Source organism: Vibrio sp. VB16 (assembly GCF_015594925.2).
GTDB lineage: Bacteria > Pseudomonadota > Gammaproteobacteria > Enterobacterales > Vibrionaceae > Vibrio.
Map to the genome: position 1 here is coordinate 1,063,361 of NZ_CP087591.1, position 18,126 is coordinate 1,081,486.

The 18,126-nt window shown below is 44.1% G+C and carries 8 protein-coding genes; 6 read left to right on the plus strand and 2 right to left on the minus strand.

Annotated elements, in window-relative coordinates:
- Positions 1 to 14: 14 nt before the first annotated feature.
- The 4 genes from IUZ65_RS21190 (at position 15) to IUZ65_RS21205 (ending at position 13,344) form a co-directional block, all read left to right on the plus strand.
- Positions 15 to 8,750, plus strand: coding sequence for a two-partner secretion domain-containing protein (locus IUZ65_RS21190; protein WP_195706004.1), 8,736 nt, complete (start codon positions 15 to 17; stop codon positions 8,748 to 8,750).
- Positions 8,751 to 8,787: 37 nt separating this feature from the next.
- Positions 8,788 to 9,087 (plus strand): hypothetical protein, encoded by a 300-nt coding sequence (locus tag IUZ65_RS21195; RefSeq protein WP_231363615.1) that lies wholly within the window; start codon positions 8,788 to 8,790, stop codon positions 9,085 to 9,087.
- A gap of 182 nt (positions 9,088 to 9,269) precedes the next feature.
- Positions 9,270 to 11,951 carry a hemagglutinin repeat-containing protein gene (locus IUZ65_RS21200; protein WP_195706005.1) on the plus strand — a complete coding sequence of 894 codons (2,682 nt, stop codon included), beginning with the start codon at positions 9,270 to 9,272 and terminating at the stop codon, positions 11,949 to 11,951.
- A 637-nt stretch (positions 11,952 to 12,588) separates the two neighbouring features.
- Positions 12,589 to 13,344 (plus strand): hypothetical protein, encoded by a 756-nt coding sequence (locus IUZ65_RS21205; protein WP_195706006.1) that lies wholly within the window; start codon positions 12,589 to 12,591, stop codon positions 13,342 to 13,344.
- A gap of 245 nt (positions 13,345 to 13,589) precedes the next feature.
- Here the strand turns inward: IUZ65_RS21205 and IUZ65_RS21210 are convergent, their stop codons facing one another.
- The gene (locus IUZ65_RS21210; protein WP_195706007.1) at positions 13,590 to 14,549 is read right to left on the minus strand and encodes a transposase; all 960 of its coding nucleotides are present in this window, start codon (positions 14,547 to 14,549) and stop codon (positions 13,590 to 13,592) included.
- Between the two features lie 271 nt (positions 14,550 to 14,820).
- On the opposite strand from IUZ65_RS21210, the gene IUZ65_RS21215 reads away from it, so the two are divergent.
- Positions 14,821 to 15,066: a Rho-binding antiterminator gene (locus tag IUZ65_RS21215; RefSeq protein WP_195706008.1), complete on the plus strand. Its 246-nt coding sequence runs from the start codon at positions 14,821 to 14,823 to the stop codon at positions 15,064 to 15,066.
- 124 nt (positions 15,067 to 15,190) lie between these two features.
- Here IUZ65_RS21215 and IUZ65_RS21220 read toward each other — a convergent pair whose 3' ends face one another.
- Positions 15,191 to 16,792: a cation:proton antiporter domain-containing protein gene (locus tag IUZ65_RS21220; RefSeq protein WP_195706009.1), complete on the minus strand. Its 1,602-nt coding sequence runs from the start codon at positions 16,790 to 16,792 to the stop codon at positions 15,191 to 15,193.
- Positions 16,793 to 17,258: 466 nt separating this feature from the next.
- Between IUZ65_RS21220 and IUZ65_RS21225 the strand changes: the two genes are divergently transcribed.
- A complete protein-coding gene (locus tag IUZ65_RS21225; RefSeq protein WP_195706010.1) occupies positions 17,259 to 18,017 on the plus strand; it encodes a substrate-binding periplasmic protein in 759 nt (252 codons plus the stop codon).
- Positions 18,018 to 18,126 lie beyond the last annotated feature (109 nt).

An 18,126-nucleotide genomic window follows, 5' to 3' on the forward strand; every position in this document is an offset into this window, starting at 1 on the left:
TGAGGGCAATACCCATGGACAAATCGATTTCAAGTTGGAAAAAACACCTTACTTACCTGTTATGTGGTCTGATTAATATCCAGCCCGTATTGGCCAACGTGGTGGTCGGTGGCACCAACACCACCACAACCGTGGCTGGCAACGGCGTTGAAGTGGTGAACATTGCCGCGCCGAACAGCAAAGGGCTGTCTCACAATCAATATCAGCAGTTCAATGTGGATAAAAGCGGCCTCATCCTCAACAACTCGACCGCGCAGTTGAGTCAATCCCAGTTGGGGGGTTTATTGCAAAACAACCCCAACCTGACAGGGCAAGCGGCCAGCGTGATACTCAACGAAGTGACGGGGGCGAACCGTAGCCAGCTGCAAGGGTACACCGAAGTGTTTGGTGCCAGCGCCAATGTTATTCTCGCCAACCCTTATGGGATTACGTGCGATGGATGCGGCTTCATTAATACACCGCGAGTGACGTTATCCACGGGCACACCAGAATTTACCAACGGTGAAGTGAGTGGCTTTGACGTGTCTCAAGGCTCAGTAACCGTTGAAGGGCTGGGCTTAGATGCGAGCAATCAAACGTATTTTGATATCATTAGCCGCACCGCAGAAATTAATGCAGAAATACACGCTCAAAACCTCACGATTGTGACGGGTCAAAATACGGTTGATTATCAAACGAATAAGGTGACAAAAAAAGCGTCGGATAATGTCAGTAAACCCGCCTTATCGATAGACTCTTCTTCACTTGGCGGCATGTACGCCGGGCGCATTGCGCTTATCGCAACCGAAGCGGGGGTTGGGGTGAATGTGGGCAATCTTGCCGCGTCGCAAGAGGGCATACATATTACGGCCGATGGCAAGGTTGTCATGGGCAACACGAGTAGCGCGCAAAGCTTAACCGTATCGACTTCCGACCACATTGAGATGAGCGGCAATCACAGTACAGGCAAGCAGATGAGCTTAACGGGTAAGCGCATTGTGGCGAGCAACAGTACGCTGGTTGCTGGTAGTGAGATGGCGCTCACGGCGGGCTCGGTTGAGTTGATTCACTCAAACGCTGAGGCGGCTCAGTTTACTGCTCAAGCGGACAAGGTGTCTATTGATGAGACGAGCCGGGTGACAAGCCAATCGGCCAGCCTGACGCAGCTGGGTACACTGGATAATCAAGGGGCCGTTTCGGTCTCGAATGAGATGAAGGTAGAGGGTGACGCGTTGTCACTCACGGGCGCAGGCAACCTCAAAGCGGCCACGCTCACGGTGGACGCGCAAGCGCTCTCTTTTGAGACGAATGCTGGGGTACAAGACGCCACATTAACCGCCCGTCATGCCTTGGCGCTCACCGCAGGCTCACAGCTTAGCGCCAGTAATGACGTTTCCTTATCGGGTGAGAATATCACCCAAAGCGGCACGTTGACCGCCAACCAAACCATTGCACTTAATGCCAGTAAAACCCTCACCCACAATGGAACAACACAGGGTAAAGACGTTTCTATTGCGGCCCAAACGCTCAATCAAACCGGGCAGCTAACCGGTAACCAAAGTGTGGTCATCAACAGTGACGCGGTTTTACTTGGCGGCGACACCAACGCCGGTCAATGCCTGGTGGCGAATACCGACACCTTAACGGTTAACGGCAAGGTGCAATCAGCAGGCACCGTCACCCTTTCGAGCGATACATCACTGAACACAATGGTTGGCAGTGCGCTCTTGTCCGGTGGGGATATGCAACTTGAAGTGCCAAGCGTCGAACTGGCAGGCACCACACAGTCGGCAGGTTCGCTCATCATTGACGCGCAAAGTAGCGTGCTCGGTGGCGCGGTGAGTGCTCAACAATCGGTGGTGATATCGGGTAAAACGGTCACCCAATCGGGCACATTGGCCGCAGGGGAGTCGCTCTCGTTAACGCAAACCGAGTCGATTACTTTGGATGGCACGGTGGAAGCGGCCACGGATATCACCGCGACAACGCAAGATTTTAGCTCAAGCCTGACTTTGGTCTCCGGCGGCGACATATCCGTGACCGTCAATGACACCACAATAGAGGGCGTGAGCAGCAGTGGCGGCGACCTCACCATTACGTCAGCCACTTTGAACCAGTCTGGAGAAACCCTAGCGCAAGGGGACATGACCTTAATTACGGACAACAGCGCCTTAACGGGGTCGGTAGAGTCGAAGCAAGCGTTGGCGATAACCGCCAATAACGGTCTCACCACCACATCGGGCACAAAACTGACCAGCGGTGACGCAATAACCATTAATGCGGGTACTTTCACGCATCAAGGCCACTTGACCAGCCAAGGCAACACGCAACTTACCACGCAAAGCCTGACCAATCAGGGTGAACTAACCTCCAATCAAAACCTGAGCCTCGCGACCAATACGCTCAACCATCAAGGCAAGCTCAGCGCCAATGGTGACATGGCTTTAACCGTGAATGGCGCGTTGGTGATGTCAGAAAATGTCAGCTCAGGTGGCGACCTTAGCGTCACGGCTCATAGCCTCAATAACCGCGCAGAAATAAACAGCGCCAAGCAGACTAAGGTGACACTGACGGGTGGGTTAACCAACCAAAGTAGCGGGGTGATATCCGGTGACACGACCCAGATAACCGCCAACAGCATCAGCAACAGCGGCACGTTGCAGGCCATGAATGCGCTTACTCTTGCCACGTCTTCGTTAACCAACCCTGGTGCACTGATAGCGTTGGGCGATTTGATTGCCACCGTGAGCGGTACCATAACCAATACAGGCTTGGTTTACGCTGGAAATAATGCCAATTTGTATGTAAATGTGCTTAAAAACTATAGTGATATTTTAAGTCAGAAAAATATCACTATTGCTCGAAACGCGACCAAGCAAAAAAGCAGTAGCTTGCTCAATAGTTCCGCTACTATAGAGTCATTGGGTGGGGGTATTTCGATATACGCTGATACGGTGACCAATAAGCGTACGACGCTGAACATTCAGAGTACGTTAACGAATTATAACCTATCTTCGAAACCAGGAGCAGGAGGAAGTTCTTTTGAGGTAGACGGACATTCTCTTTATGCGCCAGAATATACCGCTCGCTCATATTGTTCTGATAATTGTGGTGGTAAATCAGATCAAGGTGCAGAAAAGTTCACCACAGAGTATAAGGTCATAGGCGGAGATTCTCATTCCTTTCTTGCCAAAAATGAAAGTCAAACGTTAACGAGCGCGAGTGCCGCGTCGCGTATTATGGGTCAAAATCAAGTTGAGATAGAGGCCCAAAATGTCAGTAATGATGCGAGTCAGATACACGGCAGTACGGTAAAAGTAACGTCTACTAATTTAAGTAATAAAGCCTATTTGTTATCCGAGCATAATGTTTTTTATGATTATAAATTGGACGCGAATTACTATGGCCTGAGACGAGATAGCGGGCGAACTATTAAATTCTTATTTCACAGAACGATTCGTAAAGTTAATCCGACGACTACTAGTACTATTGGTTCTTCCATCACTGCCACAGGCAACGTTTCACTAAACGTCGCCAACAAAGTCAACAACTCGACCATAAAATCCAATGCCTCACGTGTGAGCCCATCAGGCAGCAGTAAGTCAGCAAAAAGCACCCATTCTGCGAACGTTACCGGTCCTAATGCTGTCCGTTTGGTCGGTGTGTCTTCTATTACGTCACCAAGCATTACTTTACCTAACTTCAATGATGTGCCCTTCCCGGACTTTAGACTGCCGAGCAGCCCCAATGGCCTGTTTATTTACTCTAAAGGCCCGGCGAGTGGCTACCTAATCGAAACCAATCCATTGCTCACTAACCTAGGCAATTATCTTGGTTCAGATTATTTCTTAGGCAATGTCGGCTTTCATCCCGAAAAAGATATCACTTTTTTGGGCGACGCGTTTTATGATACGCGCGTTGTCACTCAAGCGATTTTCGAACAGACCGGTAAACGCTATTTAAATGAATCGGTCGGCAATGATTTTGGCCAGATGCAGCAATTAATGGACGCCGCCGCCAGTCAAAAAAGCGGGTTAAATCTAGAGCTGGGTATTGCCTTAAGCCCAGAGCAAGTAGCCAACCTGTCACAAGACATTCTCTGGTATGAACAGATTGAAGTGAACGGTCAAACGGTACTGGCCCCAAAACTCTATTTAGCTCAGCTCACCCGAGACAACATCTCGAATGGCGCGGTCATCGCCGGACGAGATATTGACATTAAAGCCGGTGAGATAAACAACAGCGGCGCAATGCTGGCAGATAACACGCTAAGCCTTAAAAGCGACAGCTCCATCAGTAATGACACGGGTACGTTGTCTGGCGGAGGCGATGTGGCCTTGCTCGCGAAGGGGGACATTGAAAATGTGAGTGGGACAATCGAAGGGGACAATGTCAATATCGCGTCGGTGGAGGGTTCGGTTACTAACAAAACCTTGCGACAAACGAATCAGTATGACGCCGATTTTATTACCACGGACATCGGCCAAACCGCCAAGATAACCTCTTCTGGTAATTTAGCCATCAATGCGGGTAACGATATCCTCAATGAAGGCGGTGAGCTCAAAGCCAAGGGCGACGCTCACTTAACCGCAGGTCAAGACATTCGCTTCACCACCATAGAAGATAAAGCGCACAAACGAATCGTGGGCAACCGTCGCGTAGAAGAGACACGAGAGGTGAATCACCTCGGCTCAACTGTACGGGCGGGTGGGGCGATGAGCCTTAATGCCGGAGAAAGCGTCGCAATGACTTCTGCAACAGTAGAAGCACAAGGCGACTTGGCTCTCTCTGCGGGCGAGAGCGTCACTATTGATACGGCGCGAAACGAATCTTACCGCAAAAGCACTGCATCCAATCGAACCGAGATACATCAAGTCTTAACACATGACGGTAGCCGTCTCTCTGGAAGAAATATCACCATAGGCTCAGGCAAAAACGTCAGCCTAATAGGCAGCGATGTGACGGCGAAACAGAACGTTGGCATCATAGCGAAAGGAGATGTGTCGATACTGGCCGTTAATGACAGCGAGTATCGCTACTCGAAAGAAAAACAGAAAAAATCCTTTGGGCGCTCAAAAACCATTATTCATGAAAGCTTAAATGAGACGGTGAAAGGCAGTGCCATTACCGCAGGCGAAGACATCAGCATTACCGCGCAAGCCCTTGGTGCGATACAAACCGCCGGAGGCGACAGCGATATTCAAGTCGTTGGCTCATCGCTCAATGCCGATGGCAATGTCGCATTGAATGCAGACGGGGATATTGTTCTCGCCGCGCAGCAATACAAAGAGTACGAGCGCAACCAAACCATCAAAAAAGGGTTCGGAGGGCTAAGCAGCCAAGACAAAGGCAGCATAGACGACGCCACCTTGCTTAATAGCAGTTACGCTTTATCTGGGCGAGACATCAACATCAATGCCGGCCGTGATATCGCGGCGTTAGCCAGTGAAGTTGTGGCCGATGGCGACGTCAATTTGACGGCCATCGACGAGGTATTGATCAGCGCCGGAGAGGTCCTCAAACAGAGTCAAGAATGGAACGAGAAAACCAGTTTTCTGTCCGGTGGCAACCTGTTTGAAATGGAGTCCCAACGAGAGGGCTTAGAAACCAAAACCGCCCAAAGCAGTGTGGTTCAGTCGGGCGGTGATCTGACTGTCGATGCGGGTAATATTAAAGTGGTGGGGTCGGATATTGTTTCTGGGAAGAGTGTGTCGCTTACCGCCGATACAGGCGATGTAGAAATATTCGCCGCAAAAGAGACCAGTCAATTCTACAGTGAAGATAAAAAACTTGCGATTAGCCTAGGGGGGCTGAGCAAGATGCTCTCGGGTGAAATGGTTGAAGTAGAAGATGGGAAAATCAAAATCAATCTGGGTGATGCAACTTACGACAAAGTGGACGAGCAGAGTGATTCTGTCAACCACAAGGGCAGCGTTATCCAGGCGGGCGACCATATCGCCATTGCCTCTGAATCGGACATTGTTATAGAAGGCAGCCAACTTATTGCAGACGACAATGGCTCTGAAACAGGTGATATCAGTTTAATCGCCAAGGATGACGTCATTATTCAGGAGGCGAAAAATAGCCTAAATACACAAAAGGATGAGATACACGGTAAAGCAGAAGCGAGCATCGTGGTTCAACATCAAGCGGTGGAATTAGCCAAAGCCGCCATGGCCGCTAAAGAAGCCACTAAAAAACTCAAGCAAGCTAAAAAGGACTACAAACAGTACAAAAAACAGATGGACGCTCTCGAAGGGACGTTAAGCACGTTAGAGCAAGAATACGCGCAGAAAAAACCGGGGGTGTTGTATGAGGATATCGAAGAGCTAAGTGATTTGCTCTCTGAAGTAAAAAGTGACGAAGCGTGGTATGTCACGGGCATCGTCTTAGCGGCCGCTGACGTCACATCCAAAACCACCTTATTGGTACAGCAAGGTATCGCTGCAGCGCAGAGTACGGGCACGTATGGCTTTAACGCCGGCATCCAACTGGACGTTGAAGTCAGTAAAACCGGCACGACGGATCAGCAAACCAGCTCGTTAGCCTCGACATTGTCTGGCGAAAATATACGTATCCAAGCCGGCAATCAAGAAGGAGACCAAGCCAAAATCCAAGGGGCGACCTTGTTGGCGACCGATGCTTTATCGATATCGGCAAACGAAGTCAATTTACTCGCCTCTACCGATACGCAGAGCCAAAAAAGCAAAAACGAATCGGGCTCTATTAGCGCCTCGATGACCGTTTATGGCGCCAGCTCAGGCATTAATCTAAATGCTAGCTTGAGCAGAAACGAAAGTAAATCAGCCTCGACGACCCATCAGAACAGCACATTATCGGCTGAAGATATCAGTATTACTTCGGCTCAAGATACCAATATAAAAGGCGCGAATGTTGACGCAAAAGAGCACTTGAACGTGGCGGTTGGTGGTAATTTAAATATCGCCTCAGTGCAAGACAGGCATAGCGCCAGCAACAAAGGCATGGGGATAAGTGCTGGGTTAAGCTTCTCTGGTGGAGAAGTGCCAAAGGACAAAGCTGGTAAGGAAGGTGGTTTCATTGATAATACGGGAGACGAAGCGGGCAAGCTAACCGGCGCGAGTGGCGGCACCAATGTGTCTAATGGTCGCTCTAGAAGCAAACAAACCATTTTAACGACACTTACGTCAGGCAATACTGCTACGATTACGGTGGCCAATAATACCGATGTAAAAGGGGCGTTGATTGCCACAAAAGATGAGCAGGGCAACGACCTAGGCAATCTCAATCTTCAAACCGATACATTCACCTATGCCGACTTGAGCAATACTCAGTACAACCAAAGTCAAAATATGGGTATCAGTACCAGCGTCGGGTTGAACGGAGGCGAAATTGATGCCACGAATAACTCAACGAACCTTCAATATAAAAATGAATCGGGTTACAGCAAATCGAAAACCCTTGCGACGGTGGGTCAAGGCACTGTCACCATCATGGACTCAGAAAACTCCCACGACACCACCGCCCTAAATCGCGACACCTTAAATACCGAAAAGGACTTGTTTACGGTTGACCGTAAGCAGGGGGATTTTGATGTTACTGTTGATCACCGTTTGCTGAGTGAAGATGGAAGGAAGGATATTAAGGAAGACTTCAAGCGGACAGAGCTGGCTGGTCAGTCATTAGCGGATGTAGCAACAGAAGACTCCGTTACGCTAGCAGATACCTTCGAGCATATGGATGTAGTGCAGAAGGAGCTGGATGTACAACTGCTTATTGCTCAGAGTAAGGGTGAATCAGCACTTAACATCAATAATCTTGATAATGCGACGGCTAAACAGAAGCAAGATGCCATCAATGATTATGCTAATGCTTACTCAGAAGTGTTCGGTATTTCCATCGAAAGTGCATTGGTTATCGCGGTTAATAAATCGATTAGTGGTGCGCATTACACAGGTGATAAAGGCAGTAATATCGTTCTCAATGACACCTCGATGAAAAACGCTCAAGACTACATGAATACTTTGGCGCATGAAGTGACGCATGGGTTAGAGAAGCAAGGCATCATCGGTGATAAAGGTAAGCAAAGTGAAAACTACGCTAACTTATTTGGTAACTATGCTGAAGGTAACTATGAGTTTGCACTAAATCACAGTGGCCTTGGTGATGTTAAACAAGGGAATACTAACTCGTATATTGGGAATGATTCAGCGTTAGTTACAGGTAATAGTGACGGTTTTACTAAGAAAGAGAAGGATCTTAAACCTGGAGAAATAGATTACATGAATATTCCACACATTGAGAATTTAGCGGCTAGTGGAATAAAAGAAGAGGCGTTAAAAGAATACAATAACGTAGATGGAATTATTAACGACAACGCTAAATCAAAAGAAGCGGTTGTAAACTACTTCTCAATAGCTTTAGGAGGAGTTAGATGTGTGGGCGGGAATGTTGCTGGGTGTGCAGGAGCAGGTATCGCAACTAGTGACCTAGGTGAAGTATTAACTAAAGGCTTAGAATCGAATAATGTGGCTAATGACCCTATACAGAAAGCGATGATGGATCTAGTTCCAGATTATATCGATAATGACTCGAAGAAAGCTGTCACTGACTTGTTATTGGGTGGATATGGTGTGAAAGATATACACAAAATCCCTCAAGCGAAAAAGAAAATTGATGCGATAGTCAACAGTCTTAATAAAGCTAGTGAACTTGGTAGTGCTGAAGTTTATTTAGAAACCATGTACAAGAACATAAATGAAATCTGGAATGGTGAGGATATAAATGAGTAATAAGGTGTATGCATCAATATGTGTTTTAGTTTTATGTGTGTTTTCACTAATCTCAGTTTTGAAGGAAGATAAGAGCTTCACAGGAGAGATTATCTCGTCTCGTTGTATCGAAACGGCTAAATCGACTGAATCAGTAGAGATTATTGTTTCTAATGAAAAAATAAAAAAGAGGTTTTCTTTCGGTTTAAGTCAGTATGTATGCAAGGATGCCGTTAAGTTATTATCATCGGGTAACAAGCTTTCGTTATCATACCAGTCACTAAAAGGACGGTTTATAAGCGTACAAGAGGTTAGTTTGAATGGCAAAGTCCTTTCATTACGTGGTGATGGTCCATAGGCATTTGAAAAACTGAATATAGAAATCATTCAAATACGAGCAACAAATACGGGGACATACACCTTAAGAAAAGCAAAACAAACAGATTTCTTAGCCCTAAAATTATTGCGAAGCAGGTTAGTTTTAATGTGACATCTTAGAAGAAACATAAGGCGGCTGTTCTTGTAGATCTTGTCGCTGCAATGCAGAGTACGGGCACGTATGGCTTTAATGCCGGCATCCAACTGGACGTTGAAGTCAGTAAAACCGGCACGACGGATCAGCAAACCAGCTCGTTAGCCTCGACATTGTCTGGCGAAAATATACGTATCCAAGCCGGCAATCAAGAAGGAGACCAAGCCAAAATCCAAGGGGCGACCTTGTTGGCGAACGATGCTTTATCGATAGCGGCAAACGAAGTCAATTTACTCGCCTCTACTGATACGCAGAGCCAAAAAAGCAAAAACGAATCGGGTGCTATTAGCGCGTCGATGACCGTTTATGGTGCCAGCTCAGGCATTAATCTAAATGCTAGCTTGAGCAGAAACGAAAGTAAATCAGCCTCGACGACCCATCAGAACAGCACATTATCGGCTGAAAACATTAGTATTACTTCGGCTCAAGATACCAATATAAAAGGCGCGAATGTTGACGCAAAAGAGCACTTGAACGTGGCGGTTGGTGGTGATTTAAATATCGCCTCAGTGCAAGACAGGCATAGCGCCAGCAATAAGGGGATGGGGATAAGTGCTGGGTTAAGTTTCTCTGGTGGAGAAGTGCCAAAGGACAGTGAAGGTGACGCCGGTGGCTTAATCAATAATTTGGATGGTCAAGCGGGCAACTTAACCGGCGCGAGTGGTGGCACCAACGTGTCTAATGGTCGCTCTAGAAGTAAACAAACCATTTTAACGACACTTACGTCAGGCAATACCGCCACGATTACGGTGGCCAATAATACGGATGTAAAAGGGGCGTTGATTGCCACCGTAGATGAAGAAGGCAAAGACCTAGGCAATCTCAACCTTAAAACAGACACATTCACCTATGCCGACTTGAGCAATACTCAGTACAACCAAAGTCAAAATATGGGTATCAGTACCAGCGTCGGGTTGAACGGAGGCGAAATTGATGCCACGAATAACTCAACGAACCTTCAATATAAAAATGAATCGGGTTACAGCAAATCGAAAACCCTTGCGACGGTGGGTCAAGGCACTGTCACCATCATGGACTCAGAAAACTCCCACGACACCACCGCCCTAAATCGCGACACCTTAAATACCGAAAAGGATTTGTTTACTGTTGACCGTAAGCAGGGGGATATAGATGTTACTTTGGATCACCGTTTGCTGACCGAAGAGGGAAGGAAGGATATTAAGGAAGATATAAAACGGACAGAGCTGGCTGGTAAGTCATTAGCCGATGTAGTTACTGATGAATCAGTTGAAGTATCAGACACCTTCGAACATATGGATGTACTGCAAAAAGAGTTAGACATCCAGAAGAAGATAGCCCAAGAAAATCCAGAAGCAGCGCAGATACTAAATAACCTTGATTTAGCAAACGCTGAGGCTAAACAGTATGCCACAGAGGTTTACTTACAAACCTATGCGGATGTGATGGGGATTACTATTGATGAAGCACGTGTTGTGGCATTTAAAGGCGGAGCTAAGGGCAATCATCTGGTTCAAAATGGAAAAACTACAGTTGAACTAAATGATGCCGAGACGACCAATGGTGCTGATGCTGTGAACACCATAATACATGAAGGCACGCACGCCTCAATAAATCAGGGAAGGATTGGAGACAAAGGAGAGTACGAAGAGCAGTATACTGGTTTGATTGGTAATTATGCTGAGGATACCTTCCAGTTTGTACTGGATAACTATGGTTTAGGGGAATACAAGTCTGGTGACGTGAATAAACATATTGGAAACGATAGTTCACAACTAATACGGTCGAATAATATCGAATCTGATATACAACATAATACTCAGGGTGTCAGTGTAGATAACCGATTCTTAAGCAAACGTGAATATGAGCTAGCAAATAGCTTAGCTGCGAAAAGTAACGGTCAGTATTCTGCTGAAGAAATTCGTAATGTTATGCGGCACTCAAAAGCTCAGGAAAATGAGAAGTATGATGCAGGTGTCTCTCCCTACGTTGTAGATACATCCAAAGTGAACGATAAGAGTTTCGTGGATAGCAGTGATGGTAAGTTGATCGTAGGACAAGACGGAACAGGAAAAGGGCGTTACATTGTTCAGGATATGGAGTCGATTCCGTTAGACGAGTCAGCGAAACAGTACTTGCAGGACCAAGAACTAGGTTATAACTTCTTTAAAGCTCCAGAAACGAAGACGGTTGAAATTGATTTCTTAACGGGTAAACCGATCAATTCCCAGAAAGGCACATACCAAGTGTCACACACTATAGACGGCAAATCTTATACGGTGGACTATCATTCATGTGCTACTGTTGGGTGCTTAGCTACCAATAGTAATATGGTGAATAATACCGCTAGTGAGGCATTTATAGATGCGACTAGTGCGAAGGCCTTGGATGATGCTAGTGATTTAGCTACGAAAGCAAGTTTAGTGACACCTGCAGGTCCACTTATGTATACAGCACAAGGCATTAGTACAGCCGCGAGTTATTCCAGCGCAGGAATCAAAGGTGAGCTTACCAAGCAAATTGCTGAAGAAGGTACGACAGCATTATTTGGTTTAATTATTAAAGACCTAGTAGTTCCAGGAAAGGCAGAAAAAGTTGAAGCCTTGCTAGATAATCTAGACGTATCTAAGAAAATTAATGAGACAATCCCTGAAGACAAAGAGATAAAAACCGCAATAAATGAGTATTTAGTAGATGACCAGAATAAGTAAGTTAATATGGCCTAGAAAATGTATGAGTACAGCAGTAAGAATTACATTGATCAGCCTGATTGTTATCACATGGATAAGCACAATAGTCTTTAGCATTAAAACTATTAATGAAGTTTCTGCGCCTCAACTAATTTCTGTATATCTGATATTTTTAATTTGGTGTTTTCTAAACAATAGAACTATGCCGATAGGAGCGATATTAGTCAGATATGAAGAGGGTAGTGAAGGAACACAATTCAACAGGTTCATCAGCTTTGTAATTTGTGTTGTTGTTCTTTTCTATTGCCTGTTCCAACCGTTGATCTAGTAATTCGAGGCTGAGGGGATACAGAACCCTCTCTCGCCACCAGAAACAGCAAATTCCAACGGTATCCACTACAGCAATATATTGTTAAACCCTGCGGTATTAGGGCTGAGTGAAACAAATATGGGGACAGGCACCTTAATATACAAATTCAGGGGATGTAGTCAGTGAGTCTATTGGGGGAAACTTTGGTGATTATATTAAAGAAGAGAATAAACAATCTGAAAGTAAAGCCATGTATGATCCTGAAAGGATTAAAAGTGCAACGGGCATTATCGATATGAGTCCGCATTCCGATTACGACTGTAAAACCAATTGTGGGGATAAACCCGAATGAAAAAAATAATTATCGTTAGCGGGTTAATAGTACTGGTTGGATGTAGCAGTCCCGGCCCGTTATATAAAGCATTCGCGCCTTTTACTACTTATACCGTCTCTGAACAAGTGACTAAGGAAGCGCTCTTTACTTTCACTACAAGAGAGAAAGCAACATTTTATTACAACAAGCATTTAGACAGGGGGAAGTTATCATTAATACGATACGATCCTGGTGTTGGCTATAGCTTTATATTTGATATAACTGATGTGAGCGACATGCCTCATGGTAATGCTTTTAATATTTTAGTGAATGATAAGTTTCAAGAAAAGGTTGATGAAGAAATGCAAAAATATCATGCCCTTTTAGATTCACCACCATATCCCAATGCATTCGCAGATTCTGGGTTTAGATACACTACCTATTATACTAGTGAGTTAGCCGACTACTTTGGCCTTAAATGCATTAAAAATGTGGAAATACAAAAGGATGTGGTGCTGCTGGCTACCCGGCCGGATGATAAGTTTGACCAGTATAGGTATGATTATTGGTGCCCGGTGATGTTGTCAGGAAACTTGGCAGTATTAAGTTCAACAACCCAAGTATCGATTCGCAGAGATGAGTTAGCAAACTATAATGGTGATGCGATTCCAACCGATGAAGAGATCCTTAGAGGGTTTAAGCGAGAATTGAAACCTATTATAGACAGCATTAAATTTATTCATCAGCCAACGCAGACACTGCCAACGAGTTTTAAACAGATTAATAAATAATTGATACCTCAGGGGCGGAAAAAATACAAAAATACGGGGACATACACCTTAAGGAAAGCAAAACAAACAGATTTCTTAGCTCTAATATCATTGTGAAGCGGGTTCGTTTTGATGTGAGATCTTAGAAGCGAGTCTGCCCATTTACGGTATTAATCTAGTTTTAGCGATTAATTGAATATGACAGGGTCTAAAATGCGGTAAGTCATCTTGTTTGTTTTAATAGAAATAAGAATTTGGAGTTTGGGTTAGTTTAGTTGATACCCTCGTATCCGACTTCGTTGCAATTGAGGCAAAGCCGAGTGAATACTCTTTTTACTGCCAACTAACAGAGCGCGCTTTCTTTCCAACTGAGTACAGACTGTCAGCCATTCTTTCTGGGTCAGATTAAGCCTTTCTAGGATAGGTGGTGATTGGCTATTTATGTTTGCCTTACCGTCCCTCAGGGCTTTTCCTGACCAGTCCATCAATTCTATATAGTCCATCAATCTAAACGGTATGCCATCGCGTATTTCATTGGTTGGGTTCCCCATAAAAGGGAATAAATTAGGTGCGGTTGTTTGTTGGTTATCGAGAGCATTTATACGGTCTTTGATGGAAGTGTGCTCCGAGGATTCTGGTGTTTTAGCGATACCCGCACGAACGGGGTTAAGGTCGGTATACGCCATCGCCGCAAGTAATGCATTTTCGTCAAGTAAAGCCTGACTTTTGTATCTACTCTCCCAGAAATGTCCCTTACAGTTATCCTCTTTATTGGCCTTCATCGCTATCTCAAAATTGAGTTCACGCATAAACCAATTAAGGCTATATAAGCGCTCACGCCACTGCTCGATAATACTGAGAGCAACCTTGATTTCGGCTTTACTTTTCAACTGATGGTTCAAAAATAGTTGGATGATAACCGGTTTTGCGTGTAGCAATGACCAGCGTTCAATGACTTCCAAATCGGTCAGCGAGTCGAGCTTGCCTTTGTTAATATGGACAACCAAATGATAATGATTACTCATTACTGCATAGGCGCAAATATCAATACAATAGATAGTACTAAGTGTTTTGATACGAGCTTCTATCCATTCTCTTCGGTGTTCATAGCTTTTATTTGAGTGTTCATCATACCCACACAAAAAGGAGCGACGAACACATCGAGATACGCAGTGATAATAAGGCGTGGCTTCTATACAGACTTGTTGGCTTCTGGCAGTGGTCATAGCGGTTTCCATGTCAGGTGTTTAGCCCAATATAGCGGGAAAATCGTTATGGTACCCATGCAATACATTGATTTACGAGGCATTAGAAGATTTAGTGAGAATTATAAGTCTGTTTCATAAGGTGCCTGTCCTCGTAAGGTTCTCCTCGTAAGGTTCCAATGTTCTTTTTGCTCAAAAAAATTAAAGAGCAGAGAAACACACTCAATAATTGATTGTCCAACTACTTGTGGTTCAACCTTACAGTAAGTAATCCATTTTAGAGGTGAGTCTTATGATAAGTTGCAGTGAATATGATTACATTGAAATAGTCTGTTTGTACCGTTATCCGGTCAGATTAACGATGAAAGTGGGGGAAGCGATAAGAGGTGTTGCTCTTGATACAATTCGTAATGAAAGTCGTAATGAATGTATCAAACTTAATACTGACGAAACAGACATTCTGGTTGAGTTGAATGGTATAGCTAAACTGGAAGTTTTAATTGATAATCCACATTTTACTGAGGTTATCTTTAAGTGATCTCTAGATGTAATAATATTTCCGTGAGTAGCTTTATTAAGTGATTTGTTTTTTTAGATTGGTGACTAAGGTGCATTAATTACAATAAACAAAATCAGCGGCTCAGATCATGCAGAAAAACGGACTATTTCTTAATGAAAGTTTGTAGCTCATTCGCGAACCCCAGGCCAGCTAGGGTGCAAATATTGAATGTGTGAGTGACCCCTAGTGCCTTTAGCTCCTCCTCTTCGTCATGGTATTTGGCCGTAACAGCTATACATCCTAAGTAACCCATCTTTTTCAGTCGTATGACCGAGTTAATGTTTGCCTCATGGTTTGGCAGTGTTAGCAAAACCCACTCTAGGTCATGGTGTAGTTCTGGTGCTCTGACCCAGAATTCAGGGCTAGTCACATCTCCGGCAAACACATTTAGCCCCATGGCTGTGTACCTTGCGGCCTTTTCTCTATCTAATTCCACACCCGCGATACTGCCAGAATAATTTGGTTCTAGCGCGTTATACGCAGCCTGCCCCATGCTTCCCATACCAAAAACGACAGCCTTTATGTGCGCTAAGTCAATATTCTCTTCGCCCACCAAACGTTTTTCTCTTTCCAGTCGGTTTAGTTTTAATTTGCATTGTTCATACAAGCGCTCTCCGGCATTGCTCAATGGCGCTGAAATGATAAATGAGATAGACAAAACAACAGAAAGAACCACTAACCATTCATTGGGTAGCCAGCCCGACGACACGGCAATGGCACTCACAATTAGACCGAATTCACTGTAGCTCGCAAGGTTAAGTGATGTTCGCCATGCTGAGTAACTTCTTAAATAAAAGAGACTGAACAAACCAAAATAGAACGCTATTTTTACTGGCAGGAACAGTATAAATAATAAAGCGATCATAACTTCGCTGCCACTTGGCATGCTCGTCATACCAACACTAAGAAAAAAGCCCACTAAAAATAGTTCTTTAAACCCAAGCAGGTGTTTTGCCAGTTCATTTGACTTTGGATGATTGGCAAGCAACATACCAAACACCAGAGCACCTACATCCTCCTTAATCCCCACTAATTCAAATAAATCGGCACCAATAAGTGCCATGGTAATACCAAAAAGAATTAAGAGTTCACCATGCCCAACTCTATCGAATACTTTAAACAGAACAAACCTAAGTGGGAGCAATGCTATAAGGGAAAAAGTCCATATCGAGGGTAAATGTCTCATCGATATGGCTATAAAAACTACCGCTGCAATATCCTGTATTACCAACACACCAATTGATACCTGCCCATGCAACGTATTGTTTGTTCCATTTTCATCGAGTACTTTGACAGCAAAAACCGTGCTAGAAAAAGACAAGGCGAAACCAATAATCAACGCGGCCTCAACCTTCAAATCTGAAATCAGTGGAATAGATGTATAGGAGAGAAGTATCAACAAGAAAGCGATAAGTGCTGTAGAAATCGTCATGTGCAGCGTTGCGACCCCCCACACTTCATTCCTTACAAGCGACTTTGGTTTTAATTTTAGTCCGATGGAAAACAATAAAAGGGTGATACCAAGATCAGCCAATACGCCCAGAAATCCGCCGCCTTTGGCTCCAAGCGCGTTAAGTATAAAACCAGCGATAAGGAATCCAACAAGTGGAGGTAGTCCAAAAGTTTTTATTATCAGACCGCAAATAAAGGCTATCGCTATCCATAATGGGTCGCTGTAGTGTATTGAAAGTAACTGCGGATCCATGCTTGTCCTGATGGTTATCTAACTGAGGAATATACTCAACGAGTTGTCACACATGACAGAAATCAGCTTAACAACCTCGGCCTAATTTGGTGGCAATATCGTCGTTATTCTTGTAAAGATAGAAGAGATTCTTGGCTTTTTTTTGCTAATTGTAAGATTGGCCTACGAAAAAAACGGCGAAATACCGAGGGAAATCGATAGTGTTTTTTGTTAATGCCCTAAGTTTTAAGCCTTTCTATTGAACATCAATACAGATAATTGTGTTTGTTGTTAAAGGCATAATTTTGAAAATGATACATATACGGCTTAATGACAAATTATCTGGAGATATAACTTCAACTCCCTTGTTTTTCAGCGGCTCAATGGTATTTTGATCGTTGCCTTCTAAGGGGGGAAACGCGCATACGTAAGATTAAGATGTTATGTCGCTTAGCTGAGCGAATATATAGAGCGAAGGATAATGGTTATGAAATATGTTTTTATTATGATTTTGTCTTTCATTATCTCAAGCACTGCTGTTGCTGAAACGTATTTATTTGTCGGAACTACTTTCCCATCTATATTGGAACAAAAACATGATGGTGACTTTTATGGATTAGGTTATGACATAGCAAATAAAATTGTACATAGACTAGGGCATGATCTCAAAATAGAAATATACCCCTTTAAGAGGGCTTTAAAAATGATTGAACGTGGTGAGGCAGATGTACTGATAGGCCCTTATAAATCCGCTGAAAGAGAAAAGTTCATGAATTATACTAAGTACGCTTTCTATCGAGATCCTATGGTATTTTATGTTAAGGCAGATAATTCTTTTAAATGGGACAATGAATTTTCTTCGCTCAAAGGACTGCATATTGGTCTTACTCGAGGGTGGAGTTACGGTACAAAATTTGATCAATACAAGAGGAATTTAAGAATTGAGACGACGAATACAGTAAAAGCTAATTTCCAAAAATTACTTGCGGATAGAATTGATTTACTTGTAAGCCATCCTCGAAGCGCATCAAAGCTCATCGATGAGCTGAAAATTAAAGATAAAGTGAAAATGATCTTACCACCTCTTATAGTGAATAAGGGATATTATGGATTCTCTAGAAAAAGGATACTGGATGGTTTTTTAATCCAATTTGATCTGGAATTCGAAAAAATGATTGAGAGTGGGGAGATCTTAAAATTAAGCAGAAAGTATGATCTTGATTTTGCGAACATTGTTGAAGAGTAAATCAGTACATAGTGGTATTTGTCAGCTAATCCTTTATTAATTAAAATAGCAATATCGTTGACTTATAACTACCCAACAATGAGTCAGATTGCGCCTTTGTGTTTTAGCG

Excerpts from the sequence above, each read along its gene's own strand:
- IUZ65_RS21190 (WP_195706004.1), top strand. The coding sequence starts at position 15 with ATGGACAAATCGATTTCAAGTTGGAAAAAACACCTTACTTACCTGTTA.
- IUZ65_RS21200 (WP_195706005.1), top strand. The coding sequence starts at position 9,270 with ATGCAGAGTACGGGCACGTATGGCTTTAATGCCGGCATCCAACTGGAC.
- IUZ65_RS21205 (WP_195706006.1), top strand. The coding sequence starts at position 12,589 with ATGAAAAAAATAATTATCGTTAGCGGGTTAATAGTACTGGTTGGATGT.
- IUZ65_RS21210 (WP_195706007.1), bottom strand. The coding sequence starts at position 14,549 with ATGACCACTGCCAGAAGCCAACAAGTCTGTATAGAAGCCACGCCTTAT.
- IUZ65_RS21215 (WP_195706008.1), top strand. The coding sequence starts at position 14,821 with ATGATAAGTTGCAGTGAATATGATTACATTGAAATAGTCTGTTTGTAC.
- IUZ65_RS21220 (WP_195706009.1), bottom strand. The coding sequence starts at position 16,792 with ATGGATCCGCAGTTACTTTCAATACACTACAGCGACCCATTATGGATA.
- IUZ65_RS21225 (WP_195706010.1), top strand. The coding sequence starts at position 17,259 with ATGAAATATGTTTTTATTATGATTTTGTCTTTCATTATCTCAAGCACT.